This window comes from Micromonospora sp. NPDC049497, from assembly GCF_044465805.1.
Lineage (GTDB): Bacteria > Actinomycetota > Actinomycetes > Mycobacteriales > Micromonosporaceae > Micromonospora.
Genome location: NZ_JBITMC010000022.1, coordinates 65,903 through 90,732, shown reverse-complemented (window position 1 = coordinate 90,732; position 24,830 = coordinate 65,903). Strand labels below are relative to the sequence as shown.

The 24,830-nt window shown below is 72.9% G+C and carries 28 protein-coding genes; 14 read left to right on the top strand and 14 right to left on the bottom strand.

Translation table 11 applies throughout. From position 1 onward, the window contains the following. Window positions 1–136: 136 nt before the first annotated feature. Window positions 137–1,102, bottom strand: coding sequence for an N-acetylmuramoyl-L-alanine amidase (locus ACIBR0_RS24930; protein ID WP_396719544.1), 966 nt, complete (start codon window positions 1,100–1,102; stop codon window positions 137–139). After that, window positions 1,102–1,254 carry a hypothetical protein gene (locus tag ACIBR0_RS24925; protein WP_357030681.1) on the bottom strand — a complete coding sequence of 51 codons (153 nt, stop codon included), beginning with the start codon at window positions 1,252–1,254 and terminating at the stop codon, window positions 1,102–1,104. The genes ACIBR0_RS24930 and ACIBR0_RS24925 overlap by 1 nt, the downstream gene beginning before the upstream one ends. 240 nt (window positions 1,255–1,494) lie before the next feature. Between ACIBR0_RS24925 and ACIBR0_RS24920 the strand changes: the two genes are divergently transcribed. Further along, window positions 1,495–2,016, top strand: coding sequence for a GNAT family N-acetyltransferase (locus tag ACIBR0_RS24920; protein WP_396719542.1), 522 nt, complete (start codon window positions 1,495–1,497; stop codon window positions 2,014–2,016). 4 nt (window positions 2,017–2,020) lie between these two features. Here the strand turns inward: ACIBR0_RS24920 and ACIBR0_RS24915 are convergent, their stop codons facing one another. Then, window positions 2,021–2,809, bottom strand: coding sequence for an aldo/keto reductase (locus ACIBR0_RS24915; protein ID WP_396719540.1), 789 nt, complete (start codon window positions 2,807–2,809; stop codon window positions 2,021–2,023). A 49-nt stretch (window positions 2,810–2,858) separates the two neighbouring features. Between ACIBR0_RS24915 and ACIBR0_RS24910 the strand changes: the two genes are divergently transcribed. Beyond that, window positions 2,859–3,902, top strand: a complete 1,044-nt coding sequence (locus ACIBR0_RS24910; RefSeq protein ID WP_357030691.1) for a DNA polymerase ligase N-terminal domain-containing protein — start codon at window positions 2,859–2,861, stop codon at window positions 3,900–3,902. A 32-nt stretch (window positions 3,903–3,934) separates the two neighbouring features. Then, window positions 3,935–5,128: a threonine synthase gene (locus tag ACIBR0_RS24905; RefSeq protein WP_396719537.1), complete on the top strand. Its 1,194-nt coding sequence runs from the start codon at window positions 3,935–3,937 to the stop codon at window positions 5,126–5,128. A gap of 4 nt (window positions 5,129–5,132) precedes the next feature. Here ACIBR0_RS24905 and ACIBR0_RS24900 read toward each other — a convergent pair whose 3' ends face one another. The 3 genes from ACIBR0_RS24900 to ACIBR0_RS24890 form a co-directional block, all read right to left on the bottom strand. Beyond that, on the bottom strand, window positions 5,133–6,929 hold the full coding sequence (locus ACIBR0_RS24900; protein WP_396719535.1) for a glycoside hydrolase family 15 protein: 1,797 nt from the start codon (window positions 6,927–6,929) through the stop codon (window positions 5,133–5,135). A gap of 85 nt (window positions 6,930–7,014) precedes the next feature. Beyond that, entirely contained in the window at window positions 7,015–7,407 is a 393-nt protein-coding gene (locus ACIBR0_RS24895) for a cupin domain-containing protein (RefSeq protein WP_396719533.1), read from the bottom strand. Window positions 7,408–7,660: 253 nt separating this feature from the next. Then, window positions 7,661–8,068, bottom strand: a complete 408-nt coding sequence (locus ACIBR0_RS24890) for a hypothetical protein (RefSeq protein WP_357030703.1) — start codon at window positions 8,066–8,068, stop codon at window positions 7,661–7,663. A gap of 248 nt (window positions 8,069–8,316) precedes the next feature. Between ACIBR0_RS24890 and ACIBR0_RS24885 the strand changes: the two genes are divergently transcribed. Further along, window positions 8,317–9,411, top strand: a complete 1,095-nt coding sequence (locus tag ACIBR0_RS24885) for a hypothetical protein (protein ID WP_396719531.1) — start codon at window positions 8,317–8,319, stop codon at window positions 9,409–9,411. Between the two features lie 7 nt (window positions 9,412–9,418). On the opposite strand, the gene ACIBR0_RS24880 is transcribed toward ACIBR0_RS24885, so the two are convergent. Continuing rightward, window positions 9,419–9,700, bottom strand: a complete 282-nt coding sequence (locus ACIBR0_RS24880) for an adhesin (RefSeq protein WP_396719529.1) — start codon at window positions 9,698–9,700, stop codon at window positions 9,419–9,421. A 297-nt stretch (window positions 9,701–9,997) separates the two neighbouring features. Between ACIBR0_RS24880 and ACIBR0_RS24875 the strand changes: the two genes are divergently transcribed. Beyond that, window positions 9,998–10,150 (top strand): hypothetical protein, encoded by a 153-nt coding sequence (locus tag ACIBR0_RS24875; RefSeq protein WP_396719527.1) that lies wholly within the window; start codon window positions 9,998–10,000, stop codon window positions 10,148–10,150. Window positions 10,151–10,201: 51 nt separating this feature from the next. Here the strand turns inward: ACIBR0_RS24875 and ACIBR0_RS24870 are convergent, their stop codons facing one another. The 3 genes from ACIBR0_RS24870 to ACIBR0_RS24860 form a co-directional block, all read right to left on the bottom strand. Next, entirely contained in the window at window positions 10,202–10,639 is a 438-nt protein-coding gene (locus ACIBR0_RS24870) for a nitroreductase family deazaflavin-dependent oxidoreductase (RefSeq protein WP_357030716.1), read from the bottom strand. Window positions 10,640–10,743: 104 nt separating this feature from the next. Continuing rightward, a complete protein-coding gene (locus ACIBR0_RS24865; protein WP_396719525.1) occupies window positions 10,744–11,703 on the bottom strand; it encodes a hypothetical protein in 960 nt (319 codons plus the stop codon). 142 nt (window positions 11,704–11,845) lie between these two features. After that, window positions 11,846–12,439 (bottom strand): pentapeptide repeat-containing protein, encoded by a 594-nt coding sequence (locus tag ACIBR0_RS24860; protein WP_396719523.1) that lies wholly within the window; start codon window positions 12,437–12,439, stop codon window positions 11,846–11,848. Window positions 12,440–12,511: 72 nt separating this feature from the next. On the opposite strand from ACIBR0_RS24860, the gene ACIBR0_RS24855 reads away from it, so the two are divergent. Continuing rightward, complete coding sequence (locus ACIBR0_RS24855) at window positions 12,512–13,744, top strand: serine hydrolase domain-containing protein (RefSeq protein WP_396719521.1); 1,233 nt, start codon at window positions 12,512–12,514, stop codon at window positions 13,742–13,744. A 60-nt stretch (window positions 13,745–13,804) separates the two neighbouring features. Further along, entirely contained in the window at window positions 13,805–14,446 is a 642-nt protein-coding gene (locus tag ACIBR0_RS24850; protein WP_396719519.1) for an NAD(P)-dependent oxidoreductase, read from the top strand. A gap of 111 nt (window positions 14,447–14,557) precedes the next feature. Here ACIBR0_RS24850 and ACIBR0_RS24845 read toward each other — a convergent pair whose 3' ends face one another. Beyond that, window positions 14,558–15,199 carry a DUF6642 family protein gene (locus tag ACIBR0_RS24845; protein WP_357030735.1) on the bottom strand — a complete coding sequence of 214 codons (642 nt, stop codon included), beginning with the start codon at window positions 15,197–15,199 and terminating at the stop codon, window positions 14,558–14,560. Window positions 15,200–15,502: 303 nt separating this feature from the next. Here ACIBR0_RS24845 and ACIBR0_RS24840 point away from each other — a divergent pair, with 303 nt between their 5' ends. Further along, window positions 15,503–16,279 carry a D-Ala-D-Ala carboxypeptidase family metallohydrolase gene (locus ACIBR0_RS24840; protein ID WP_396719517.1) on the top strand — a complete coding sequence of 259 codons (777 nt, stop codon included), beginning with the start codon at window positions 15,503–15,505 and terminating at the stop codon, window positions 16,277–16,279. Window positions 16,280–16,380: 101 nt separating this feature from the next. Here ACIBR0_RS24840 and ACIBR0_RS24835 read toward each other — a convergent pair whose 3' ends face one another. Both ACIBR0_RS24835 and ACIBR0_RS24830 read right to left on the bottom strand, forming a co-directional pair. Beyond that, window positions 16,381–16,860: a hypothetical protein gene (locus tag ACIBR0_RS24835; RefSeq protein WP_396719515.1), complete on the bottom strand. Its 480-nt coding sequence runs from the start codon at window positions 16,858–16,860 to the stop codon at window positions 16,381–16,383. 88 nt (window positions 16,861–16,948) lie between these two features. Continuing rightward, window positions 16,949–18,373, bottom strand: a complete 1,425-nt coding sequence (locus tag ACIBR0_RS24830) for an ATP-binding protein (RefSeq protein ID WP_396719513.1) — start codon at window positions 18,371–18,373, stop codon at window positions 16,949–16,951. A gap of 150 nt (window positions 18,374–18,523) precedes the next feature. Here ACIBR0_RS24830 and ACIBR0_RS24825 point away from each other — a divergent pair, with 150 nt between their 5' ends. The 6 genes from ACIBR0_RS24825 to ACIBR0_RS24800 all read left to right on the top strand — a co-directional run bounded on the left by ACIBR0_RS24825 (window position 18,524) and on the right by ACIBR0_RS24800 (window position 24,311). Further along, entirely contained in the window at window positions 18,524–19,084 is a 561-nt protein-coding gene (locus ACIBR0_RS24825; RefSeq protein WP_396719511.1) for an SOUL family heme-binding protein, read from the top strand. Between the two features lie 30 nt (window positions 19,085–19,114). Next, window positions 19,115–20,587, top strand: coding sequence for an amino acid permease (locus ACIBR0_RS24820; RefSeq protein ID WP_396719509.1), 1,473 nt, complete (start codon window positions 19,115–19,117; stop codon window positions 20,585–20,587). Between the two features lie 144 nt (window positions 20,588–20,731). Next, window positions 20,732–21,271, top strand: a complete 540-nt coding sequence (locus ACIBR0_RS24815) for a DUF1697 domain-containing protein (protein ID WP_396719507.1) — start codon at window positions 20,732–20,734, stop codon at window positions 21,269–21,271. A gap of 83 nt (window positions 21,272–21,354) precedes the next feature. Further along, window positions 21,355–22,221 carry a hypothetical protein gene (locus tag ACIBR0_RS24810; RefSeq protein ID WP_396719505.1) on the top strand — a complete coding sequence of 289 codons (867 nt, stop codon included), beginning with the start codon at window positions 21,355–21,357 and terminating at the stop codon, window positions 22,219–22,221. Between the two features lie 136 nt (window positions 22,222–22,357). After that, a complete protein-coding gene (locus tag ACIBR0_RS24805; protein WP_396719503.1) occupies window positions 22,358–23,209 on the top strand; it encodes an aldo/keto reductase in 852 nt (283 codons plus the stop codon). A gap of 115 nt (window positions 23,210–23,324) precedes the next feature. Next, complete coding sequence (locus tag ACIBR0_RS24800) at window positions 23,325–24,311, top strand: aldo/keto reductase (protein ID WP_396719501.1); 987 nt, start codon at window positions 23,325–23,327, stop codon at window positions 24,309–24,311. A gap of 6 nt (window positions 24,312–24,317) precedes the next feature. On the opposite strand, the gene ACIBR0_RS24795 is transcribed toward ACIBR0_RS24800, so the two are convergent. Next, window positions 24,318–24,824: a GNAT family N-acetyltransferase gene (locus ACIBR0_RS24795; protein ID WP_396719499.1), complete on the bottom strand. Its 507-nt coding sequence runs from the start codon at window positions 24,822–24,824 to the stop codon at window positions 24,318–24,320. Window positions 24,825–24,830 lie beyond the last annotated feature (6 nt).

Genomic DNA, 24,830 nt, shown 5'->3' with positions numbered 1-24,830 from the left:
CACTTTGGGGGCTCCGCGGGCCCGCGGGGGGGGGTTCACGCCCGGCGTAGCTGCCCCACCCCAAGGGGGGTGGCGGGCGCTGGGACGTGGGGTGCGGGGGGGGGGGGGGGGGGGTGGCCCCCCCCCCCCCACCCCGTCACACCCGCGTCAGTCGTACGGCGTCGGCGACGACCAGGCCGGCGGCGGAGCTCCACCGGCTGACGCCCACCCGGTTGGCGTCACCCGCCGGGAGGGTAAACGTGCCGAGGTTGCGCCACTGCCCGCCGTTCGCCCGCTGGTCGACGTACACGGTCCGGTTGCCGGTCGTCGTCGCCACGATGTAGGGCGTGGAGCCGTTGTAGCCGGCGTTCGCCGGCCACCACGCCTCGACGCGGTAGCTCGCGGTCGCCGGGACGTTGAACCGGTACCAGGCGGCGTCGCTGGCGGCGACCGGATTGGCGTACCGGTAGTCGCCGCCGTAGCGCTGGCCGGAGTACGACGAGACACCCCAGTTGGCGCTGGCGGTGAACCGGCCGGCGGTCGTGTTGTCCACCACCGAGGTCCACGCCGTACCGCCACCGGCCATCCTGGCGGCCACGTCGGCACGCATGACGTTCAGGTCGATGAAGGACGGGTCGATCTTCCCGGTCGTGCTGGTCTCCCGGTGGCCCCGGGCGTGACTGGCGTCCCGGCCCAGCCGGGTGAGCACGGCGGCGGTGGCGGCGACGGACGCGTTGTACTGCGCCGCCGTCATCTCCTGGCTGACCCCGTTGTAGTCGATCTCCCAGCCGATCATCAGGGTGTTGCCGTCGCCGGCCGGGATGGGCCCGCTGCCGCCGCTGACGCCGGCGTGGTTGCACCGGCCGGCGGAGATGACGTGGAAGACGCCGTGGTAGTCGACCAGGGCCTGGCAGAGCGGGCCGGGCAGGTCCGACCGCCCGTTGATGCAGATGTTCAGCGCCGGGTGCGGGTTGGTGGCGCTGGAGGTGGCGGCCGTGTGATGCCAGAGGACGCCGATCGGGTTGAAGTCGCCGGGGCGCATCCGGTTGAGCCAGTCGCCCTCGACGACGACCTGGACGCCCGCCCCCCGCAGCACGTCGACCAACCAGGGAATGGTGGCCATCAGGACCCCCCGAGCAGGTCGGCGAGACATTCGGCCTTCGGTGCGGCGGTCGCCGGGGTGGGCCGGGCGACGACGGTGAGGGCGGCGGCCACCAGGGCCGGTACGCCGAGCAGACTTCGACGGCGCAGACGGGCGGGGCGGGCAGGGGCCATGGCGGTCCTCCAGCAAAGACGAGGATCGATAGATGGCCGTGACGCTACATCCTCACGTTCGTCTATGTCGATAGTCTTCGGCTTGATTTGAGCTGTTGAAGGTTTCCACCGCCACGCTCTCGCGCGCACGGCACGTGGACAGGGCGGGTTGCGCCGTCGCGGTGCGGTCCCGGACACTCGGTTGCTCCAACCGGCCGGGCGGAGCGGACGGGGAGGCGCGGGCGGATGAAGGCTCAGAACGTGCGACTGACGGACGACCTCGTCGTGCTGCGCCCGTGGACCGAGGACGACCTGCCCCAGATGGTCCGCCTCTTCGACGATCCGGAGATCGCGTTCCGGACCCCCGTCACCACGCCGTTCGACGCGCGGGCCGCACGGACCCACCTGGAGACGCTCCGCCGTGCGCAGGAGGCCGGCGACCGACTCTGCCTGACGATCACCGCCGCCGAGGACGACCTGCCCCGCGGCGAGGTCATGCTCAGCTTCCGCGACGACTCCGTCGGCTACGCCGTGGGCCCCGCGTACCGGGGTCGGGGGCTCGCCGCCCGGGCCGTGCGGCTGCTCACCACGTACGCCCACGAGGTGCTCGACCGGCCGCGCCTGCACCTCTGGATCGAGGCGGACAACGCCGGCAGCGCCGGGGTCGCCCGCGCGGCCGGCTACCGGCCGGGCGACGCGGAGCCGATGGTGGTCGAGGACAAGGGACGGCGGTACCCGCTGCTCCCCTGGGTGCACGACCGGCCCGACGCAAGCCTCGCCTGAGGCGTCATCCGCTGCCGAGGGCGTCGATGTCGCGCATCTCCTCGGCGGTGAGCGAGAACTGGAAGATGTCGGCGTTCACCCGGATCCGCTCCGGCGTCACGCTCTTCGGGATCACGACGATCTCGTGGTCGACGTGCCAGCGCAGCACCACCTGGGCCGGCGACACGCCGTGCGCGGCGGCGATCCGGGCCAGCACCGGGTGTGCGAGGTCGCTGGTCTTGAACGGGCTGTAACCCTCCAGCACGACGCCCCGGTCCCGGTGCTCCCGGTGCCGCTTCCGGTCGTACAGCGAGGGGCTCCAGCGGATCTGGTTGACCGCCGGATTCTCCTCGGTGGCCTGGATCAGCTCGTCGATCTGGGCGGTGCCGTAGTTGCTCACCCCCACCGCCCGCGTCAGGCCCTCGTCCCGGGCGGCGAGCATCTCCCGCCAGACCGGGATGCTGTCCGCCCGGTTCGACGGCGGCCAGTGCACAAGCCACAGGTCGACCTGGTCGACACCGAGCGCCCGCAGGCTCGCCTCGATCGTCTCCCGCTCACGGCCGACCCGGTCCGGGGGCAGCTTCGTCGTGACGAAGAGGTCTTCCCGGCGCAGCCCGCTCTCGGCGACGGCGCGGCCCACCTCCTCCTCGTTGCCGTACATCGTGGCGGTGTCGACGTGCCGGTAACCGGCGTCGAGGGCGGCCAGCACGGCGTCGTAGCCAGCCTGGCCGGTGACCTGCCAGGTGCCGAAGCCGAGCAGGGGCATCCGCACCTCGCCGGGCAGCGCGACGGTGGGCTGGTCTCCGTGGTCCATGGCGGAGGTTCTACCCGTGATCCCCGTCGACACACCGGAGAATGCGAGGATGGCCGACCGCCTGGAGGAGTACCGGCGTAAACGGGACGCCGCGCGTACGCCCGAACCGGTGCCGGAACGCACCCCGGAGGCCGGCGGCGCCGACGGCGGTCGCTTCGTCATCCAGCAGCACCACGCCCGGAGCCTGCACTGGGACCTCCGGCTGGAGCACGACGGCGTGCTGGCCTCCTGGGCGGTGCCGCGCGGCCTGCCCCGCGACAGCACCCGCAACCACCTCGCCGTCCACACCGAGGACCACCCGATGGAGTACCTCGACTTCCACGGGGAGATCCCCGCCGGGGAGTACGGCGGGGGCGCCATGGTCATCCACGACCGGGGCACCTACCGGTGTGAGAAGTGGCGCGACGACGAGGTGATCGTCGTCCTGGACGGGGAACGGACGTCCGGGCGGTACGTCCTCTTCGCCACCGGCGGCCGGGACGGCCGGGACTGGATGGTCCGGCGCACCGACCCGCCGCCGGAGGGCTGGACCGCCATGCCGGAGCAGGTCCGCCCGATGCACCCCACGCCCGCCGCGAGGCTTCCGAAGGACCAGGACCAGTGGGGGTACGAGCTGCGCTGGGACGGCGTCCGCGCGGTCGCGTACGTCTCGGGCGGTCGGCTGCGGCTGCTGTCGGAGACCGGCGAGGAGATCACCGGGACGTACCCGTGGCTGCGCGACATGGCCGAGGCGATGGCCCCGACGGAGGCGGTGCTCGACGGCGTCCTGGTCCGCATCGACCGATCCGGGCGGGTGCGGCCCGCACGGGGCGGACGGGCCACCGCCGACGCCCAGTTCCTGCTCGTCGACCTGCTCTGGCTGGAAGGAGTGACCAGCGTCGACCTGCCGTACGCGCAACGCCGGGAGCTGCTCGACGGTCTGGCGCTGGCCGGACCGCACTGGCAGACTCCGCCGTGGTTCCCCGGCACCGGCGCCGAGGCCCTGCGCACCGCACGGGAACAGGGGCTGCCCGGCGTCGTGGCGAAGCGGCTGGACTCGGTCTACGAGCCGGGCCGGCGCAGCCGGCGCTGGCTGAGCGTCGACGGGAGCTGACGGACGCGACCCGAGGGACGGCGAGGAGCATCGTGTACCTGACCCACCTGGAATGCCCGCGCTGCGCCCGGAAGCACGATGCCGGACGACCGCAGAACCTCTGCACGTGCGGTTCCCCGCTGCTGGCCCGGTACGACCTGGACGCCGTGGCGGGCGTGGTCACCCCGGAGCGGTTCCCGCTGCGCCCGGCCGACCTGTGGCGCTACCGGGAACTGCTGCCGGTGGCCGATCCCGGGCTGGTGGCCACGCTGGGCGAGGGCTGGACCCCGATGCTGCGCGCGCCCGCGTACGGGGCGGAGATCGGCATCCCGGACCTGATCGTCAAGGACGAGGGGCTCACCCCGACCGGGTCGTTCAAGGCCCGCGGCGCGGCCGTCGGCGTCAGCCGGGCCCGAGAGCTGGGCGTCGAGCGGATCGCCATGCCCACCAACGGCAACGCGGGTGCGGCGTGGGCCACGTACGCGGCGCGGGCCGGGATGGGCGCGACCGTGGTCATGCCGCTCGACGCGCCGACGATCTGCCGGCGCGAGTGCGTGGCCGCGGGCGCGGACCTGCGCCTGGTCGACGGGCTGATCAGCGACGCGGGCCGCCATGTGCAGCAGCTGGTCGCCGAGTCCGGCGGGAAGATCTTCGACGCCGGCACGCTGCGCGAGCCCTACCGGCTGGAGGGCAAGAAGACGATGGGGTACGAGATCGTCGAACAGCTCGGCTGGCAGGTACCCGACGTGATCATCTACCCGACGGGCGGCGGGGTGGGCCTGATCGGCATCCACAAGGCACTCCAGGAGCTGCAGGAACTGGGCTGGATCTCCGACCGGCTGCCCCGGCTGGTGGCGGTGCAGTCCACCGGGTGCGCGCCGATCGTCCGCGCCTTCGCCGCCGGGGAGCCCCGCGCCGAGCCCTGGGCGGACGCGCACACCGTGGCGTTCGGCATCACCGTGCCGGCCCCGCTCGGCGACGAGCTGATCCTGGCCGCGCTGCGGGCCACCGCCGGCACCGCGCTGGCCGTGGACGACGCGGAGATCCTGGCCGACCTGCGGGGCTTCGCCGCCCGGGAGGGGCTGCTCCTCTGCCCGGAGGGTGCGGCCTGCCTGACCGCCGCCCGCCACCTGCGGGCCGGCGGCTGGATCCGGGCCGGCGAGCGGGTGGTGGTGCTCAACACCGGTGCCGGCGTCAAGTACCCGGAGACAATCGACGTGACCGGCGTACCGGTGCTGTCGGCCTGACCGGTCACTCCGTGGTCGGGTCGGTGAGGCGCCACGCGGCGTTGATCAGACCGATGTGGGACAGCGCCTGGGGCGTGTTGCCGAGCTGGGCGCCGGTGCGCAGGTCGATCTGCTCGCTGAACAGGCCGACGTCGTTGGCGTACCCGGCCAACCGCTCGAAGAGCGCCTCGGCCCGCTCCCGTTCGCCCGCCATCACCAGGCACTCCACCAGCCAGAAGGAGCAGAGCAGAAAGCCCGCCGGGTCGGTGTTCCAGCGGCGGACCAGCCCACCCTCGGTGCCCAGTTCCCGCTCGACGACCGCGATGGTGGCCCGCATCCGGGGGTCCGACGCGGGCAGGAACCGCACGATCGGCAGGAAGAGCGCCGAGGCGTCCAGCTCGGGTGACCCGAACGCCCCGGTGAAGGCGCCGACCTGGTCGTTCCAGCCCTCGCGCAGCACGGCGGCCCGGATCTCGTCGCGGATCGCCGCCCAGCGTCGCGGATCGCCCCGCCCGCCGAGCTGGGGCGCGAGGCGTACCGCGCGGTCCAGCGCCACCCAGCAGAGCACCTTCGACGACAGGTAGTGCCGCTCGGCGTCCCGGGTCTCCCACATCCCCCGGTCCGGCAGGTGCCACGTGCCGGCGACCTGCTCGGCGAGACCGACCACCATCTCGCGCAGCTCCTCGTCGAGCGTGTCGCCCAGGTAGTCGTGCAGCCGCCAGACCGCCGAGACGACCTCGCCCGGCACGTCCAGCTGCCGTTGCCGCCAGGCGTCGTTGCCGACGCGGACGGGGCGGCTGCCGGCATACCCGCGCAGGTGCGGGCTCTCGTGCTCGGAGACGTCCCGCTCCCCCTCCAGGCCGAACAGCACCGGGACCGGATCGTCACCGACCCGTCCGATGGACCGCGCCGCCCAGGAGAACAGGCGGGACGCCTCCGAGGGGCAGGCGGCCACCCAGAAGGCTCGCAGGGTCATCGAGAAGTCGCGCAGCCAGGAGTAGCGGTAGTCGTAGTTGCGGTCCCCGCCGGTCCGCTCGGGCAGCGAGGTGGTCGGCGCCGCGGCCACCGCGCCGCTGCGGGTGTACGTGAGTCCGGTCAGCACCACCGCGCTGCGCCGGACCACGTCGGCGTAGCGCCCGTCGTACCGGTGGGTCTCCCGGTACGCCTGCCACGCCTGCACGGTCTCGGCGAGCCCGGTGGCCGGGTCCAGCCGTACCGGCCGGTCGCCGTAGGTCCGCCCGTACGCGACGGCGAAGCTGACGTCGTCCCCGGCGGCGACCTCGAACTCCGCCTCCACCCGGTCCCGGCCGGCGCGCAACGGCACACCCTCGGCCCGCAGCTCCAGCAGCACCGCGCCGGCGGCGAACAGCACCGCGCCGTCCGGCTGGTGGTGCAGGTACGGCCTGAGCAGGCCGTGGTCGGGCCGGGGCGCGACGTCCAGCGCCATCCGGACCCGCCCGGTCAGCCCCTCGACGCGGCGCAGCAGCACCGCCGGGGAGTTCATCCCGAGTTCGTGCCCCCGTGCGCCGATCTCGGCGGCGAGAGCGTCGGTCACCGCGACGCTGCCCTCCGGGGTGTGGTGCACGGTGCGCAGCACCAGCGTGTCCGGCAGGTACGACCGCTCGACCCGGTGCCCGGGAACGCCCGCCCCGACCGGTGCCAGCCGCCAGTGGCCGGCGTCGGGGTCGAGGAGGCGCGCGAACACCGATGGCGCGTCGAAGCGGTCCGGGCACCACCAGTCGATCGAACCGTCCCGGCCGACCAGCGCTCCCGAGCGGCAGTCGGAGAGAAATCCGTAGTCGGAGATCGCCGGCTGGTCCACGCGTGGCGGATACCCGGATCCGGCCGGCTCAGGCCGGGCGACCCGGAGACCGCCCAGCCTTCGGCCGGCGCCCGCAGCGTGCCCGTCAGGAGGTGGGTGGCTCGTCCTTGCCGGCTGCCTCGGCCGCCTCCGCCTCCTCCTTGGTGCGGTGCACCACCTGGTCGGCGTGCTCGGGCGGGCCGTAGACGGTGTAGAGGACCAGGGGGTTCGGGCCGGTGTTGACGAAGTTGTGCTTCGTCCCGGCGGGCACCACCACCAGGTCACCCTGCACGACCTCACGCTTCTCCCCCGCGACCCGGGCCTCGCCGGTGCCGCTGACGAAGGTGAGGATCTGGTCGATGTCCTCGTGGACCTCCTCGCCGATCTCGCCCCCCGGCGGGATGGTCATGATCACCAGCTGGGTGTTCTGGCCCGTCCACAGCACACGACGGAAGTCCGGGCTCTTCTCGGCGACGGTCGCGATCGTGTAATGCTCCATGCCATTCCCTTACCCGCTGCCACCGTCCGCCACGCCGGGAGTAGCGAATGGTGGAATTCCCCACCGCGACAGGGTTTGCAGCCCCCGGGAAGGGGGATCGAGTAGTGCGACGGGGCAATGCCCGGTCGAGCCAGGTCCCCGCTGGCGTACCGCCGTACGGCTGCGGTGGTGGGAGACGGCCAGAGCGCGGCGACGTTCCGACCCACCGGTCGGGCGGCGCCGTGCGCTCGTGTCCGGGCCGGCGCCGCGGTGCTCAGGTCAGCACCGCCAGGTGGAACGGCCGGTCGGTGGGTGTCCCGTCGACGGCGTACGTGCAGACGAAGACCGCGTTGGGGATGCCGGTGCGTCCGGCGACGGTGACCTCGCCGCACGGCGCGACACCGGCGCTGCCGGGCAGGCCGAGCGTGCCGACGTATCCGGCCGCCGTCACGTCCTGGTCGAAGACGACCTGGTACATCCCGGTGGCGAGCCGGTCGGCGACGGCCGCGCCGAGGCCCCGGACCAGGGCGCCGTCGGCGTTGACCACCGCGAACAGGACCCGGGCGGTGGGGGGCAGGCCGGTGGACGGGCAGGTGGTGACCTCCGCGTCGGCGCGGGCGGTGGCCTCGGGTCCTGGATCGGGTTGGGCCGTCGACCGCCGCCGGGATCTGGTGCTGGGCATGGCGATCCTTCCCCTCGTGGCCATCCGTACGCGGCGGCGATGAGGTCGTTTGTGGGGGCTCAGGGGGATCAGCGGCGATCAGCACCCCTTTGTGATCGAACGTATGTCGCGGACCGACCGGACAACCACCCGGCGAACTGTCCGATCAAGGACAGTGGCAGCGTCATGCACCCCCGCTGACCTGGGCCGGGATTCTCTCTGTCGGCAACGGCCCCACGACGGACACCGATACGTCGCTAGGCTGAGGTATGGTGCCCGCCCACGGGGGCCGGGTGGCGGAACCGGTCTACCGCCCCATTCTCGCCAACCGGCGCGGCGAGCTGGAGGCTCTCAGCCACCTCGACGGCTCGCTCGCGCCGTTGCTCGCCCCGGTCATCGACCTGTCCGTCCTCGACTCACACACCCTGGACGTCCTCGGACGCCTGCCCGGCGGTCTGGTGCCGGCGGTCGAGGTCACCGCCCTGCCCGACGGGCCGGAGACGGAACTGGTCCGCTGGGACGTACCGCTGGTGCCGGTCATCGGTTTCACGGACAGCGACCGGCGCCTCGTGACGCACGGCGCGGCGGCCCGGGCCCACGCCCACCGGGCGGTGGTCCGGCTGCGACTCGCGGTCGACCGGTCGGGGCCGGACGCCGCCACGACCGCCGCGGAGCGGATCTGGCGGCTCACCCGACTCCTGCCCGAGCAGTGCGACCTGCTGGTCGACGCCGGTGATGTGTGCTGCCCGGCCGACGTGCGTACCACCGGCCCCCGGGTCCGGCGGTTGCTGGACTGGGCCCGCCGGCACGCGTGGCGCTCGGTCAGCGTGGCGGCGGGCGGGATGCCCACGAACCTGTCCCGCCTCCCCACCGACGAGCCGGTACGCCTCGACCGCTGGGACTGGCTGCTCTGGCGGGAACTGGCCGGTCTGGGCGTCGGCTACGGCGACTACGGCGTCGGTCCGGCCCTGCGCGGCGACGACCAGCCGAACGACCGGCTACCCACGATCTGCTACACCGCCGACGGGGCCTGGTGGGTGTACCGCTGGTCCCGGCGGGGCGGCCGGGGTGACGACCGGTTCGCCGACCTGTGCCGCACGCTGGTGTCCGCGCCCGAGTGGCCGGCGACTGGAGCGGCCTACTCCTGGGGCGACCACGAGATCCTCCGGCGGGCCCGGCGCTCGGCCGGTGCCGGCTCACCCGCCAACTGGGTCGCGTGGAGCACGTCGCACCACCTGGCGCACGTGCTCAGCACCCTCCGGGGTGCCGCCCCGGACGCCGACCCGGGAGCGTGGCGGGATGATCAGGCAGCGGGCCGCGCCGGCCGGCCGCACCGGGGCGGTACGGCCCGCCGGGCGGGTTGACCCGACGTTACTGCTTCTCGGTGAAACCGAACTGGACCACGCCCTCGTCGTCGACGGTCGCGTCCACCGAGGCGTCCCCGAGCAGTTCGGCGGCGTCGGAGTCGAGGAAGATCCGGGCGCCCTGGTTGTCCACCACGTGGTCGCCCTCCACCGGCTCCTCGACCAGCTCAACGGTGAGCGAGCCGGCTTCCGTGTCGGCGGCGATGCGGACCCCGCCCTCGGTGGCGACGTCCTGCTGGTTGGCGAGGTCACGGATGACCAGCACGGCGTTGTCGGTCATGGTGAGCATGCGGAACTCCTCGTGGATTCTCGGGTTCGCGACGCGGACCGGGACCGGCCCGCCGACGACTGCACGTCGGAGGCGATGGGAGGGGCGAGCGGGCACCGCCGCCGCGGGGAGGGGCACACACAGGGCCCGTCACGACCCACGTTGCCCGCTGCCGGGACATCCGTCAAATAGACCGCCGTCAGTGCGGACCCGATCGGGTGACGCCGCCTCAAGGCGCCACCGGACGCTCGTCCGGTGTGGTAGCGGCACCGCCTGCTGGCGTTCTCGGTCCTGCTCAACAACCACCTCGCCTCGTCGGTGCGAGGGCTGGAGGACCAGATCGCGGTGGCGCTGTCCGCGTACACCGAGAAGAGCGTGAGTGCGGCGCGGGTCGCGCCCCCGACGGTGGCCGAGGCACCTCCGGCCCCGGAGGACCGGGAGTGCTCCTGGGTGAAGCCCGTCGCCTGCTGAGACGCCGGCGGCCGGCCGCGCGGTTCCGCGTGGCCGGCCGTGTCGGTGTCGTCAGGCGCGTTCCAGCACCACCACCGGGATCTCCCGATCGGTCTTCGCCTGGTAGTCGTCGTACGCCGGCCAGATGCCGGTCATCTCGGCCCACATCCGCGGCTTCTCCTCGGCGGTGGCGGTACGCGCCCGCGCGGTGAACCGCTCCGCGCCCACCTGCACCTCGACCTGCGGCTCGTCGACGAGGTTGAGGTACCAGGCGGGGTGCTTCGGATCGCCGCCCTGGGAGGCGACCACCAGGTAGGCGTCACCGTCGCGGCCGTAGATGAGCGCGGTGCGCCGCAGGGCGCCGCTGCGTCGGCCCCGGGTCGTCAGCAGGAGCGTGAAGACGCCCGGCCGCCACTCGTGTCCCTCGGCGCCGTCGGTTTCGACGTACCGTCGAATGTGGTCGGCCACCCAACCCTGCGGGCTGTCCACCACCTGCTCGCTCGCCGTCACGGGTCCTCCCGGATCGTCACCTGTCACGTCGGCCCCACGCTACTCTCGGCCGCGCCCACCCACCGCCGGAACGACGACCGCCGTCGCCGCCCCACCGCCGTCGGTCAACCCAGCGCGAGCGCCTGGATGCCGACGCTGCCGCAGTCGTCGGTGAAGACCTCCTCGGCCGTCCACCGGAGAATCAGCCGGGCACCGGGCGGGGCCTGGAACCGGATGGTGAAGTCGGCGGACTGGCTGGTGTGCGGGTCCTCCATCCACAGGGAGCGGGTCGGGCCGCCGGTGGAGAGCCGGGCGTCCAGCCGGCCCTTCGCCATCCAGATCCCGGCGTAGAGGTGGACCGTGCGCAGTTCCCCGTCGCCCGCCACGGCGAGCGCGAATCCGCTGCCGGCGCCACAGGTGTGGACGCCGACCGGTGTGCCGTCGGACGACTCGACGGGGGTGCCGCCACGCCACCGGAACATCTCCTGATTGACGTCCCAGTCGTCGCGGTCACCGGCGCCGCCCTCGTCGCGGATCTCGCCGGAGCCGTCGCGCTTGCGGACCGAGGAGTCGCCGCCGCGCAGGCCCCAGTGGACCCAGTCCCGGGAACCGACCGCGGACAGGTCGACCTCGTCGGGCACGTCGGTGCGGGCCACGGAGAGCACCGGGGGTGCCGCCGGGGACGGCGAGGGCGACGGCGAGGCGGGCGTGGGGCTCGGCGGGCGTTCCCGGGGGCGCAGGCCGGGTGAGACCTGGGCGGTGCCCGGGTCACGGCCGTCGACGCCGGGAAGACCACTGGGCCGGGCGACACCGGCCGGGACGCCACCGCGGGCGGCTTCGTCGTCCGGGGCCGGCTCGGACTCGGCGGTGACGTACGCGACGAGGGCCGCCGCGCAGACGAGCACGATCAGCCCCTCGACCGCCCAGCGGCGGCGCTGGCGGGCGCGGGCGGATCGCCGGAGGTCACTGCGACTCGGCGGCGGCTGCGCCGCGTCGGCGCCGTACCGGGGACCCGCCGGGGCAACCACCGGCCGCTGCCGGTGCGCCCCGCCGGCGGCCGCACGCGTGACGTCATCCTCCGCCACCGACTCTCCACTCTCCCCGCCGACTGTCCGACCGCGACCTTGGCGTCCGATGTGAGGGGTTTCACGTTGGCACGGAATGGACTTTCCCGCCAGACGAGGACAGGACGGCGTGTCCTGTTCGTTACCAAACGACAGTGCGGGCTCAGCCGAGCCGGAAGCCGAGCGCCTGGGCGATCACCACCGCCTGCTCGGCGTCGATGAGCGCACCGGCCCGCTCCACCGCCGTCGGGTCGAGCGCCGTCAGGTCGCTGCCGCGCAGGTCGGCGTCGCCGAGCTTCGCCTGGTGCAGTTGCGCGGCGGACAGGTCCACGCCGGTGACCGTGGCACCGGTCAGGTTGGCCCCGGTCAGGTCGACCTCGCGCATCCGGACCCCGGTGAAGCGGACCCCGCGCAGGTCGGCCCCGGGCAACGCCACGAACGACCAGTCGCCGCCGTCGACGGCCAGCGGACGCATGTCGCACTGGTCGAACGTGCTGCCCACCAGCTTGCAGCCGGTGAACTCCGCCTCGAAGAAGTTGCAGCGCCGGAACACGCACCGCGTGAAGGCCGAGTCGACGTGCCGAGAGGCGTTGAACCGGACGTTGCCGAAGGTGCATCCGGTGAAGCTCGCGCCCCGGGTGACCGCCTCCGTCAGGTCCACCTCGAAGAACTCGCAGTCGACGAAGTGCCGGTCGGCCAGTTCCTCGGCGTACCAGTCCTCGTGGCGGAAGGTGGCATCCTCGGTCAGCTCCGGCATCGGTCCAGGCTAGGGCCCGGCTGTGACACACGCTCTTCCCGTACCGGCGTACCGGCCGGTAGGTTCGCGGATGTGAGCGTGGCACGCACCATCGACCCGGACCAGATCGGCTTCGACCCCGCGCGGCTCGCGCGGATCGACGAGCACTTCGGCCGCTACGTCGACGACGGCCGGCTCCCCGGCTTCCAGGTGGTGGTCACCCGACGGGGCGAGGTCGCCCACTCCGGCACGTACGGGCGGCGCGACGCGGAGAAGGACCTGCCGGTCGAGGCGGACACGCTCTGGCGGATCTACTCGATGACCAAGCCGGTCACGTCGGTCGCCGCGATGCTGCTCTGGGAGGAGGGCCGGTTCGAGCTGACCGACCCGATCAGCCGCTGGCTGCCGGAGTTCGCCGACCTGCGGGTCTACTCCAAGGGTTCGACGCTGAAGCCGTACACGGTGCCGGCGCTCGAGCCGATCCGGGTGTGGCACCTGCTCACCCACACCGCCGGGCTGACGTACGGCTTCATGCAGACCTCGGTGGTCGACGGCCTGTACCGGGCCGCCGGCTACGACCTCTACCCGCCGTCGGACGTCGACCTGGCCACCGCCTGCGCGGCCTTCGGTGAGCTGCCGCTGCTGTTCCAGCCGGGCACCGCGTGGGGCTACTCGGTCGCCACCGACGTGCTCGGCCGGCTCGTCGAGGTGGTCTCCGGGCAGAGCCTGGACGCGTTCTTCACCGACCGGATCCTCCGCCCGCTGGGCATGACCGACACGCACTGGTGGGTGCAGGGCGACGACGCCGACCGGCTGGGCGCGCTCTACGCCCCGGATCCCCGCACCGGACGCGCGATGCGCTACGACAAGCTCGGCGCCCTGGCGTACGAGAAGCCGGCCCTGCTCTCCGGCGGCGGCGGCCTGGTCTCCTCCGCCGCCGACTACCACCGGTTCACACAGATGCTGCTGCGCGGCGGTGAGCTGGACGGCGCACGCCTGCTCGGGCCCCGCACGGTGCGTTTCATGACCCGCAACCACCTGCCCGGCGGGCAGGACCTGGACACCCTCTCCACCGGGGGGTTCGCCGAGACCACCCTGGAGGGCATCGGGTTCGGGCTCGGCTTCGCGGTGGTGGACGACCCGATCCCCAGCCGGGTGCCGAGCAGCGTCGGCGAGTACTACTGGGGCGGGGTGGCGAGCACCGCGTTCTGGGTGGACCCGGCCGAGGAGATCACCGCGCTCTTCTTCACCCAGTTGCTGCCGTCGAGCACCTGGCCGATCCGGTCGCAGCTGCGCCAGCTGGTCTACTCGGCCCTGGTCGAGTAGACCGGTCCGGGATCGCCGGTTCCCACCGCGCGCGGCGGACCCGGTCCCTAGCCTGGGGTCGTGAGCAACATCGTCGTGTTCGGGGCGGGCGGAACGGCCGGCTCGCGGATCACCACCGAGGCGTTCGACCGGGGTCACCGGGTGACCGCGGCGGTCCGCCGGCCCGAGGCCACCTCGTACCTGCCGGCGGGGGTCCACGTGGTCACCGGGGACGCCACCAGTGAGCAGAGGGTGCGGGAGGTGGCGCCGGACGCGGACGCCCTCGTGGTCGCCATCGGCGGCGGCGGGCGCAGCCTGTGGCTCGACGCCGCGCGGGCCCTGGTCGGGGCGCTGCGCGACATGCCGGCCGCGCCCCGGATCATCCACGTGGGCGGCGGGGCGACCCTGCTGACGCGGAAGGGGACCCGGTTCCTCGACGAGCCGGACTTCCCCGACGAGTACCGCGACGCGGCGCTGGGCCAGGCCGACGCCCTCAACTTCTACCGCTCCTCCTCCGACGGGGTGAGCTGGACGTACCTCACCCCGCCGCCGGTGGAGTTCCATCCCGGCGAGCGGACCGGGCAGTACCGCGTGGGCGGCGACGAGCCGGTCACCGACCACGAGGGCCGCTCGGTGCTGACGTACGAGGACCTGGCGGTGGCGGTCGTCGACGAGATCGAGAACCCGCAGCACCGGAACACGCGCTTCACCGTCGCGTACTGAGCCGCCCGCCCGCAGTCGACCCGGCGGGCCGTCAGCGCTCGCGGGCCCGTCAGTCGGCGAGGCGGGCGGGAGACGCCGCGGCCGGCACGACGGACCGGGGACCTCGCGGGGTCAGCGCGGGCGGGCGACGGGCCGCGCGGCGGTGGGCTGGGCGGGGACCCGCGGGCGGGCGGGCGGCCGCCACGCGCGGCCGTTGGCGTAGATCACCCGAAAGCCGAGGTACGACGCCAGCGGCGCCCAGTGCGCCGAGCCCATCCGCAGCTCCGCGGCGTTGTGCCGCTGCCCGTTGGCCAGCACGTCGAGCAGCACGGTCTCGAACGCGGCCGACTCGACCCAGTCGACCTCGCGGGTGAAACCGCAGATCAGCGCCGCTCCGGTGGCGTCGAGGAAGTCCCGGAGCACGGCGTCGGAGGCGCGCAGCACCGAGCAGCTGCCGAAATAGAGCCGCCGGCCCTCGCACCGGCCGGCCATCAACTCGGCGACCTCGGCGATCTCCACCGATTCCCAGTCGGTCAGGCAGAGACGGCTGGGCTCGCCGTGCATGGCGAAGAAGCCCACCCGGTAGTCGGCGTACTGCTTGAGCAGCCAGCGGTCGAGGAAATAGAACAACTCGTCGCGGGTGGCCGCGTCCTTGTGGATGAAGCGGATCTTCCCCAGCCGTTCGAGGAGTTCCAGCGTCGGCAGGACGGACCCACGCTCGTTCAGGTCGCGGTGCCACTGACCCTCGACGCAGAAGACCCCACCGCGCGCCACGCCGCCCCCTCCCCGTCCGCCGGCGCTGACGTTACCGGCTGTCCCGGTCCCGGGAACATGACCCTCGGTGCGACCCGCTGCGACGTTCGGTGTCGTTGACGCTTTTCTGGTGCCGTTCGGCGATGAATGGGTGTTTCGCAAATGGGGGTAATTCACAGGCACGGCTCAGGAACCGCAGTTCGTGAGGACAATTCTCGTTAATTGCCGCCAACCGCACGTCCGGGTGTCAAGGTGGAAAAGGCGGGACGTCCCGGTCGATGTCCCGAAGGCCACCCCATTCGCTCTCCAACCGGGAGGACTTCTGTGCGCGTACACACCTTGAAACGGGCGGTTGTCGCATTGGCCCTGGCCCTGCCGGGAGCCGCGATCGCCACCGTGGTCGCCGCGCCAGCGGCACATGCCGACGGCTGCTACACGTGGACCCGCAACCTCTACCAGGGGCGCTCCGGCAGTGACGTCCGACAGCTCCAGATCCGGGTCGCCGGATGGGCCGGCTACCGCGACATCGTGGAGAACGACGGCATCTACGGCCCGAAGACCGCCGCCGCGATCCGGCGGTTCCAGTCCGCGTACGGGATCCGGGTCGACGGTGTCGCCGGGCCGCAGACCTACGCCAAGCTGTACGAGCTCCAGGACAACGACTGCACGCCCCGGCACTTCAGCTGGACCGAGCTGGACGACGGCTGCGGGCGGGGCGGTTGGACCGGCGGGCCGCTGTCGGCCGCGCAGACCCGGCAGAACGCCCTGCGCACCATGTGGAAACTGGAGGCGATGCGCAAGGGCCTCGGCGACCGGCCCCTCTACGTGACCAGCGGCTTCCGCAGCCGGGCCTGCAACAGCCAGGTCGGGGGCGCGTCCGACAGCCAGCACCTCTACGGCAACGCCGCCGACGTGGTCTCCCGCAGCCGGTCCCTGTGCGATGTCGCCCGGGACGCGCGCAACCGCGGGTTCAGCGGCATCTACGGCCCGGGCGCGCCGGACCACGACGACCACGTGCACGTGGACTCCCGGCGGGAGAACGACCGGGACCGCACCTCCAACACGACCAGTTGGTCCGCGCCGGACTGCGGCGTGCGCTGACCGGCAGCACGGCGGCGCCGGCCCGGACTCCGGTGGGGGGAACCTTCCACGTCCGGGCCGGCGCCGTTCCGCGCCGGGCGCCACGAGCGGCGTACCTCCGCTCAGCTGGCCCGGGGCCAGCGCGGCGCGGTGACGGGGGGAGCCACCGGCCGGCCGGGGTGTGCGGGCCGGACCGGGGGCCGCGCGCCGGAGGCGACGACCCGCGGCGCCGGCTGCGCGCGCACCGCGTGCCCGGCTGCGGTACGCGGTGGGTAGCCGGCCGGTGTCCGGGCCGGCGCGGGCCCGTTGACCGTGAACGGGAAGGGCACGTGCACGAACGGGTTGCCGTGCCGCACCAGGGCGTCGATCTGACGCTCGTTGAGCCCGTGCTCGCTGAGCACGCGCCGGCCCCAGCGGTGCAGCCGGCACGGGTACGTCGCGCCGTCGTTGCGGCACAGTGGCCCCGACGGCCACTCCTCCGCCCCGTGCACGACGACCGCCCGGACCGCGAGCCGGACGTCCTCGGGGGTCAGGGGCACCGGCACCGGCACCTCACCCAGGATCTGATCGATGGGATCCGTCGACTGCTCACCAACTCGCACGGCAGGCCTCCCGCAGCTCCGGTAGCGGTGCGACTGATGCGCCGCACCGCATCCTCGGTCAGTGGTACGGCTCCCGCCCGAGGAAGGTTCAATCCCGGTACGCGGTCAGCAGGTCCTCCGGCGCCAAGGCCCGCACCCCGTCGGTGGTCACCCCACTGCGAGACACCGCCACCAGGGGCACCGACTCGTCGGCCCCGGGCAGCTGGGCACGGTGCATCAGGAGACGTCCGAGATCGTGCGCGTCGAAGGGGCGTTGCTCCAGCCACTTGATCGAGCCGACGAAGGTGATCCGCTTCGCGACCGGCCCCCGATCGGCGCCCACCAGGTCGATCTCCGGGTCGTTGGTCCGCGTCCAGTAGCCACCGACCACGTCGCTGCCCGCAGGAAGGAGCCCACCGGGCAGCCGACGCAGGGCTTCCCGTACCAGCGGCTCGATCGCCCGTCCACGCCAGCTCGTCCAGGACGAGGTGATCCGGGCCAGCGTCAGGTCGCCCCGCCCCCGCTCGATCTCCGGCAGATACGGGCCCAGGAAGGACAGCCAGAAGCGGAGGTACGGGTCGGCGACGGCGTACCGGGTCTCCCGCGACGGCCTCGTCGACAGCGGCACGGTGACCTCCACGACCCGCTTGTCCACCAGGAGCCGCAGGGCTCGGGTCAGGGACGCCTGAGGCAGGTCGCCGGCCGCCCGGGCGATCAGCGAGAAGGTGCGCTCGCCCGACCCGATCGCCCGCAGCACCAGGCCCGCCTGGGAGGCGGTGGGGAACTCGGCGGCCAACGCCCGTTCCCCGCTGACGATCAGGGCCGAGGTCGGGTCGGCGACCGCGTCGGCGAGGTAGTCATGCAACGAGGCTCCGGTCGGCCATTCGTCCAGGATCAGCGGGAGTCCACCGGAGACGAGATGGGCGTCGAACGCCTCGGCCGCCGGCAGGTCCAGCATCCCGCCCACGTCGGCCGGGCTGAGCGGTGGAACTACCATCTCCGTGGCCCGCTGGTGGAAGGGGCGACCGTACGCGTTCAGCGCCTCCATCATCGCCAGGTCGGACCCGATGCACAGCAGGAGGACCGGCCGCCGCGACAGTTCCCGGTCGAAGACCTTCTGCAGGGTCCCCTCGAATCCCGGGTCGGTGGCGATCAGGTAGGGCATCTCGTCGAGGACGACGACGCTCGGCCGGTCCGTCGGGAGCGCGGAGGCGAGAAGGGTGAGGGCGGCGTCCCACGTCCGGGGCTGCTGGGCGGCGAACAGGGCGGCCCCGGGCAGGGTGGAGGCGGCGACCGCCTCGACGAAGAGGGCGAGGTCGGCCGCCACGGACGGCTGCGCGGAGGCGGTGAAGAACACGTGCGGCACGTCCGCCCGTTCCACGAACTCCTCGACCAGGCGCGACTTGCCGACGCGCCGCCGGCCGCGCATGAGCAGAGCGCGTCCGGGCCGACCGGCCCGGCCGCCCCGGCGGACGCGCGCCAGCATGGCGTCGAGCTGCGCCAGCTCCCGTCCGCGTCCGACGAATCCGTCCACCCGCCACCTCATACACTCAGCGATGAAACACTCATGGTTGAGTGTATCGCGCTTGAGAGGCGATGCCGACACCGCACTTCTCCTGAGCCGGAGGGCGGCGGGCGGTAGCGTCGGATGCGAGGAACCGGCCCTGGGCACGGGGAGCGCGCCATGACCGAGCAGCAGCCGTACCGGGTGGTTTCCCGGCAGCCCGGCTTCGAGCTGCGCCGGTATCCCCCGCACCTGGTGGCCGAGATGCGGGTCGAGGGGACGTTCGACACGGCGGCCAACGAGGCGTTCCGGCCGCTCGCCGCGTACCTGAAGGGAGCCAACCGACCCCGGCGGAGCATCGCCATGACCGCGCCCCTCCTGCAGGAGGCGGCGCCGGAGACGATCGCGGTGACCGCGCCGGTCGTGCAGGAGGAGGGCGACCGGCCGGGCTGCTGGATGATGCGTGTCGTGATGCCGGCCGGCTTCACCGCGGAGACCCTGCCCGAGCCGACCGACCCCCGGGTACGGACCCGGGAGGTGCCGGAGCAGCTCGTGGCGGCCATGCGGTTCTCCGGCCGGGGCACGGCAGCGGCGTTCGACCGGCGGGCCACCGCCCTGGGCCGCGCGGTCACCGGTGCCGGGCTACGGCCGGCGGGCGCCATCCGGTACGCACGTTTCGACCTGCCGTGGAAGCCGTGGTTCCTGCGGCGCAACGAGGTGGTGCTGCCGGTCGCCGAGTGACCTCGCGACCGCGCACGAGAAGGGACGACGATGATCCCCACGGGACGCCCGACGGGCAACGGCGGCGGCATCTTCCGCCGCAAGCCGGTCGAGGAGATCGGGGACGCGACCGAGGAGGGTCTGTCCCGGTCCCTCGGGCTCTGGCAGCTCACCGCGATCGGTGTCGGCGGCATCATCGGCGCCGGCATCTTCGCGCTGGCCGGTGCGGTGGCGAACGAGACCGCCGGCCCGGCCGTACTGATCTCGTTCCTGGTCGCCGGGCTGGCCAGCGCGGCAGCCGCCCTGTCGTACGCCGAGTTCGCCGGCATGATCCCGAAGGCCGGCTCGGCCTACACCTACGGGGACGCGGTGCTCGGTGAGGCGGTCGGCTGGTTCATCGGCTGGGACCTGCTGCTGGAGTACACCGCCATCGTCGCGGTGGTCGCCATCGGCATCTCCGGCTACTTCGCCTTCCTCGTCGGCGAGATCGGCGTGGACCTGCCGGCCTGGATGCTGGGTGCGCCGGGCACCGGCGACGGGCACGTGGTGGACCTGTTCGCGGTGATCCTCTGCCTGTTCATCGCGTTCCTGCTCAACCAGGGCATCAAGTCCGCGGCCCGGTTCGAGACGTTCGTCGTCGGGCTCAAGGTCGCCGTGGTGCTGCTGGTCATCGTGGTCGGCTTCTTCTACGTACGGACGGAGAACTACTCGCCGTTCTTCCCCTACGGGCTGAGCGGCGCGTTCACCGGAGCGGCGACCGTGTTCTTCGCCGTCTTCGGCTACGACGCGATGAGCACCGCCGCCGAGGAGTCCAAGGACGCCCGCCGGCACATGCCGAAGGCGATCATCTACTCGCTGGTCATCTCGATGGTCCTGTACGTGCTGGCCACGCTCGTGCTGACCGGCATGCAGAACTACACGGAGATCGACCCGGAGAGCGGCTTCTCCTCGGCCTTCGCCTCGGTGGGGCTGTCCGGCCTGGCGAGCGTGATCGCCGTCGGAGCGATCATCGGCATCCTGACGGTGATGTTCACCTTCATGCTCGGCGTGACCCGGGTGTGGTTCTCGATGAGCCGGGACGGCCTCCTGCCGGCCTGGTTCGCCAAGCTGCACCCGGTGCGTCGGGTGCCCAGCCGGGTGACCTGGATCGTCGGCGTCGGCTCGGCGCTGATCGCCGGCTTCCTGCCGATCCGGGAGGCCGCCGAGCTGACCAACATCGGCATCCTGCTGGCCTTCGTGGTGGTCTGCATCGCGGTGATCGTGCTGCGCTACCGCCGCCCGGACGCCCCGCGCACGTTCCGGCTGCCCGGGATGCCGGTGGTGCCGGCCCTCGGTGCGGTCTTCTCGGTCTGGCTGATCACGTTCCTCGCCCCGGAGACGTGGCTGCGGTTCGCGGTCTGGTTCCTCGTCGGCGCGCTGGTCTACGCCTTCTACGGCTACCGACGCTCGGCACTGGCCGGGCGAGGCCCCGGCGGCCGATCGGGCGTCGACGGAGCGGGCGGGCCGTCCGGCGGCGGGTCTTGATCCACTCGACATCATTGATATCGGGTTATCGGGTGACCAGGACACCCCGACATCAATGAACCCGAGCCCGCCGCGCGCCGGACGGCCGACTCCCGGTGAACGCCCGGATGCGCGAGGATGGCGGTCGGAGCCGGGAGGTCAAGGATGGACAGGTACGTCGCCCTGCTGCGGGGGGTCAACGTCGGTGGCGCCAAGGTCGGCATGGCCGACCTGCGGCGGCTGGTCACGAACCTGGGCCACGACGACGTGAAGACGTACCTGCAGAGCGGCAACGTGGTCTTCGGCAGCAGCGTGCGCGACGCGGAGGCGCTGGCCGGGGGCATCGAGCGGGCGATCGCCGGCGAGTTGGGGCTGACCGTGCCGGTGCTGGTGCGCAGCGGCCGGGAGATGGCGGCGGTGGCCGGCGGCAACCCGTACGCCGACCGGGAGGAGGACCCGACCCGGCTGCTGGTGGCGTTCCTGGCCACCGCACCGAAGAAGTCCACGGTGGACGCCCTCGCCGTCCCGGGCGGTGAGAACGTCGCGTTCACGGTCAGCGGCCGGGAGGTCTTCCTGCACTATCCCGACGGGGGCTACGGCCGGTCGCGGTTCACCAACGCGTACCTGGAGAAGAAGCTCGGCGTCGTGGCGACCACCCGGAACTGGCGGTCGGTGCGCGCGCTGGCGGACCTGGCGGCGCCGTAACGGTTCGGCCACGGCTCGCGGCGGTCGCCCACCGGACCGGCGGGCCACCGCGTTCCCTCGTCGACCGACGAAGGGAGCCACCCGTGCCACGACTGATCGTGCGGACGGCCGCCGTGGTGCTGCTGCTCAGCGCCTGCGGAACCACCACCACCGTTCCGGAGCCGGGCACCGGCGGACCATCGGCTACCGGCAGCGCCGCACCGGCCGGTGTCGCCGCCAGCCCTCCGGTGAAGCTGGACGGCACCGAGTTCGACGCGGGCGGCCTGTCCGGCTGGCGGTGGTTGCACGAGGTCGAGGGCGGTCGCAACGACCTGCTGGCGCACGACGTCGGGCGAACCGAGACCGGCGCCCTGCACGTCGAGCCGAAGGTGAGCGCCTGGTTCGAGCGGCTGCGGGCGCCGTACCTGTTCCAGGAACGCGAGGGCGACGTGCTGATGGTGGCCCGGGTCCGGGCCGCCGGGCGCAACGCCGAGGTGCCGGGCAAGCCGTACTCGCTGGCGGGCCTGATGCTGCGGGTCCCCGGCGCGGACGTCGACGACTGGGTCTTCATCACCACCGGCACCGGCGTCGGGGGCCGACCGCAACTGGAGGTCAAGACGACCCGGAAGGGGCAGTCCCGGCTGCGACTGCTGGGCGGCGCGCCCGGCTGGGTCGACCTGGCCCTGGCCCGGGTCGGCGGCGCGGTGGTCAGCCTCTACCGGCTGCCCGGCGGGCAGTGGCGGGTGGGTGCCCGCTACGACCGCACCGACCTGCCGGCCCGCCTCCAGTGGGGGATCAACGCCTACACGAGCTGGACCTCCGCCGCACCCAGCCCGGACCTGAAGGCCGACGTCGACTACGTGCGCTTCTACCGGCCCGGCATCCCCTCCGAGTGGATCCACAGCGCCACGGGCTACCGGCCGGACGAGGACCTGGTCCGGCACCTCGTGCCGGCCGACCTGGCCGACTGAGCCGTATCGGGGATCACCCTGCCGGGACAGTGAGAGGACCCGTCGGGGCGGGTACGCACTCGGCGATGGAACGGCGGGTGGCGGCGTGGGAACGCTACCGCGCCCCGGCCGCTCCGGACGACGGTGAGGAGCCACAGTGACGACCAGGATCCCCGACATCACCCTGAACGACGGCAACACCATCCCCCAGCTCGGCTTCGGGGTGTTCCAGATCGAGCCCAAGGACACCGTCCGGGCCGTGCGCACCGCCCTGGACCTCGGCTACCGGCACATCGACACCGCCCAGATGTACGGCAACGAGGCGGAGGTCGGACAGGCCGTGCGCGAGTCCGGTCTGGACCGACGCGACGTCTACATCACGAGCAAGCTGAACAACGGCTTCCACCGCCCCGACGACGCCCGCAAGGCGTTCGAGTCGACGCTGTCGGCGTTGAAGATGGACTACATCGACCTCTTCCTCATCCACTGGCCGCTGCCGACCCTGTACGACGGCGACTTCGTGTCCACCTGGAAGACCCTGGAGGAGTTCCGGCACGACGGCCGGGCCCGGTCCATCGGCGTGTCCAACTTCCAGGTGGCGCACCTGGAGCGGCTGGCCGTCCAGACGGACACGGTGCCGGCGGTGAACCAGATCGAGGTGCACCCGTACTTCGGCAACGAGGAGGTCCGCGAGTACGGGAGGGCCAACGGCATCGCCACCGAGGCGTGGTCGCCGATCGCGCAGGGCAAGGTGCTCGACGACCCGACGCTGGTCGAGATCGCCGAGCAGACCGGCCGGACGGTGGCCCAGGTGGTGCTGCGCTGGCACGTGCAGCGCGGTGACATCGTCTTCCCCAAGTCGATCACGCCGGAGCGGATCGAGGAGAACCTCGGCATCTTCGACTTCGAGCTGGACGACGCGACGATGGAGCGGATCACCGGGCTGGGCAGGGGCGAGGCTGGCCGGCAGGGCCCGAACCCGGACACCTTCGACTACGTTCCGAGCTGACCACCGCGTGAAGCACCGCCCCCGGGTCGAACCGTCGATCCGGGGGCGGTGGCGTGCTTGACCTCGAGTGCACTCCAAGGTCCAGGGTGGAGGCCCGCACGAGAGGAGAAAACTGATGCGGTACCGCACGATCGGCACGGACCCGGCGACCCGGCGCGAGGTCAGCGTGCTCAGCCTCGGCGCGATGCTCTTCGGCAGCGCCACCGACGAGGCCACCTCGTACGCCATCCTCGACCGGTACGTCGAGGATGGCGGCACGTTCGTCGACACGTCGGACAACTACGCGTTCTGGGTCGACGGGAGCCAGGGCGGGCAGAGCGAGGAACTGCTCGGCCGGTGGCGACGCAGCCGGGGGGTCGGCACGGAGATCGTCGTCGCCACCAAGCTCGGCGCCCGTCCGCTCGCCCCCGGCACCAGCTACACCGACAACGCCGAGGGGCTGTCGGCGAAGGTGATCCGCGAGTCGGCGGAGCGCAGTCGGGAGCGGTTGGGCGTGGACCGGCTGGACCTGCTCTACGCGCACATCGAGGATCGCACGGTGCCGCTGGAGGAGACCGTCGGCGCCTTCGGGGAGCTGGTCGCGGAGGGCACGGTGGGCCTGCTGGGAGCCAGCAACCACCGGGCCTGGCGGGTGGAGCGGGCCCGCGCGCTGGCCGCGGCGGCCGGCCTGCCCGGGTACGAGGTGCTCCAGTACCACCACAGCTACCTGCACCGCCGGCCCGACCTGCCCAGCGCGCTGGACCCGGACGGCGACCCCGGATCGGCGGGCGCCGACCTGCTCAGCTACCTGCGGGCCGAGCCGGACCTGGCGCTGGTCGCGTACTCGCCGCTGCTCAAGGGCTCCTACACCCGGCCGGACAAGCCGCTGGATCCCGCATACGACCTGCCGAGCGCTCCCCGACGGCTGGCCGCACTGCGGGAGGTGGCGGCGGAGACCGGCGCGACGGTCAACCAGGTGGTGCTGGCCTGGCTGATCGGCGCCGAACTGCCGGCGATCCCGCTGGTCGGCGCCTCGTCGGTGGCGCAACTGGAGGAGAGTCTGGCGGCAGTCGACCTCGACCTCACCCCGGAGCAACGTGCGCGCCTCGACGGCACCTGGTGAGGGCTGTCAGTGGCCCCCGGTGAGGTCGAGCCGCCAGTCGTTGGAATGCATGATCCGGCCGGGCGGGTACTCGAACTCCGTCGGGCCGAGCAGCGTGAACCCGGCCTTGCGGCAGACCGCGTTGGACGCCGCGTTGTCCACCGACGGGTAGGCGTGCACCCACCGGTGCGTCCGCCGGGCGCGGGCGGCGTCCACCGCCGCCAGCACCGCGGCGGTGGCCAGGCCCCTCCCCTGGTACGCGGGCAGCACCGCCCACCCCATCTCCCACACCTGTGCGCCGTGCCACTCCCGTTCCCAGTGGCCGACGCTGCCCACCCGCGACCCGTCCGGCAGCACGACCACGTACATGCGGCTCGGGCCGGTGTCGCTCATCCGCGCGTAGCGGTCGTTGCGGGCGACGACCTGCTCGTCGGTCTCCGGCCCGCCGGTGTGGTCCCGGACCTCCGGCGCGTTGAGCTGCCGCAACAGGTCCAGGTCGGCCGTGCTCCACGGTACGATCCGCACGTCGTCCATCCCCGC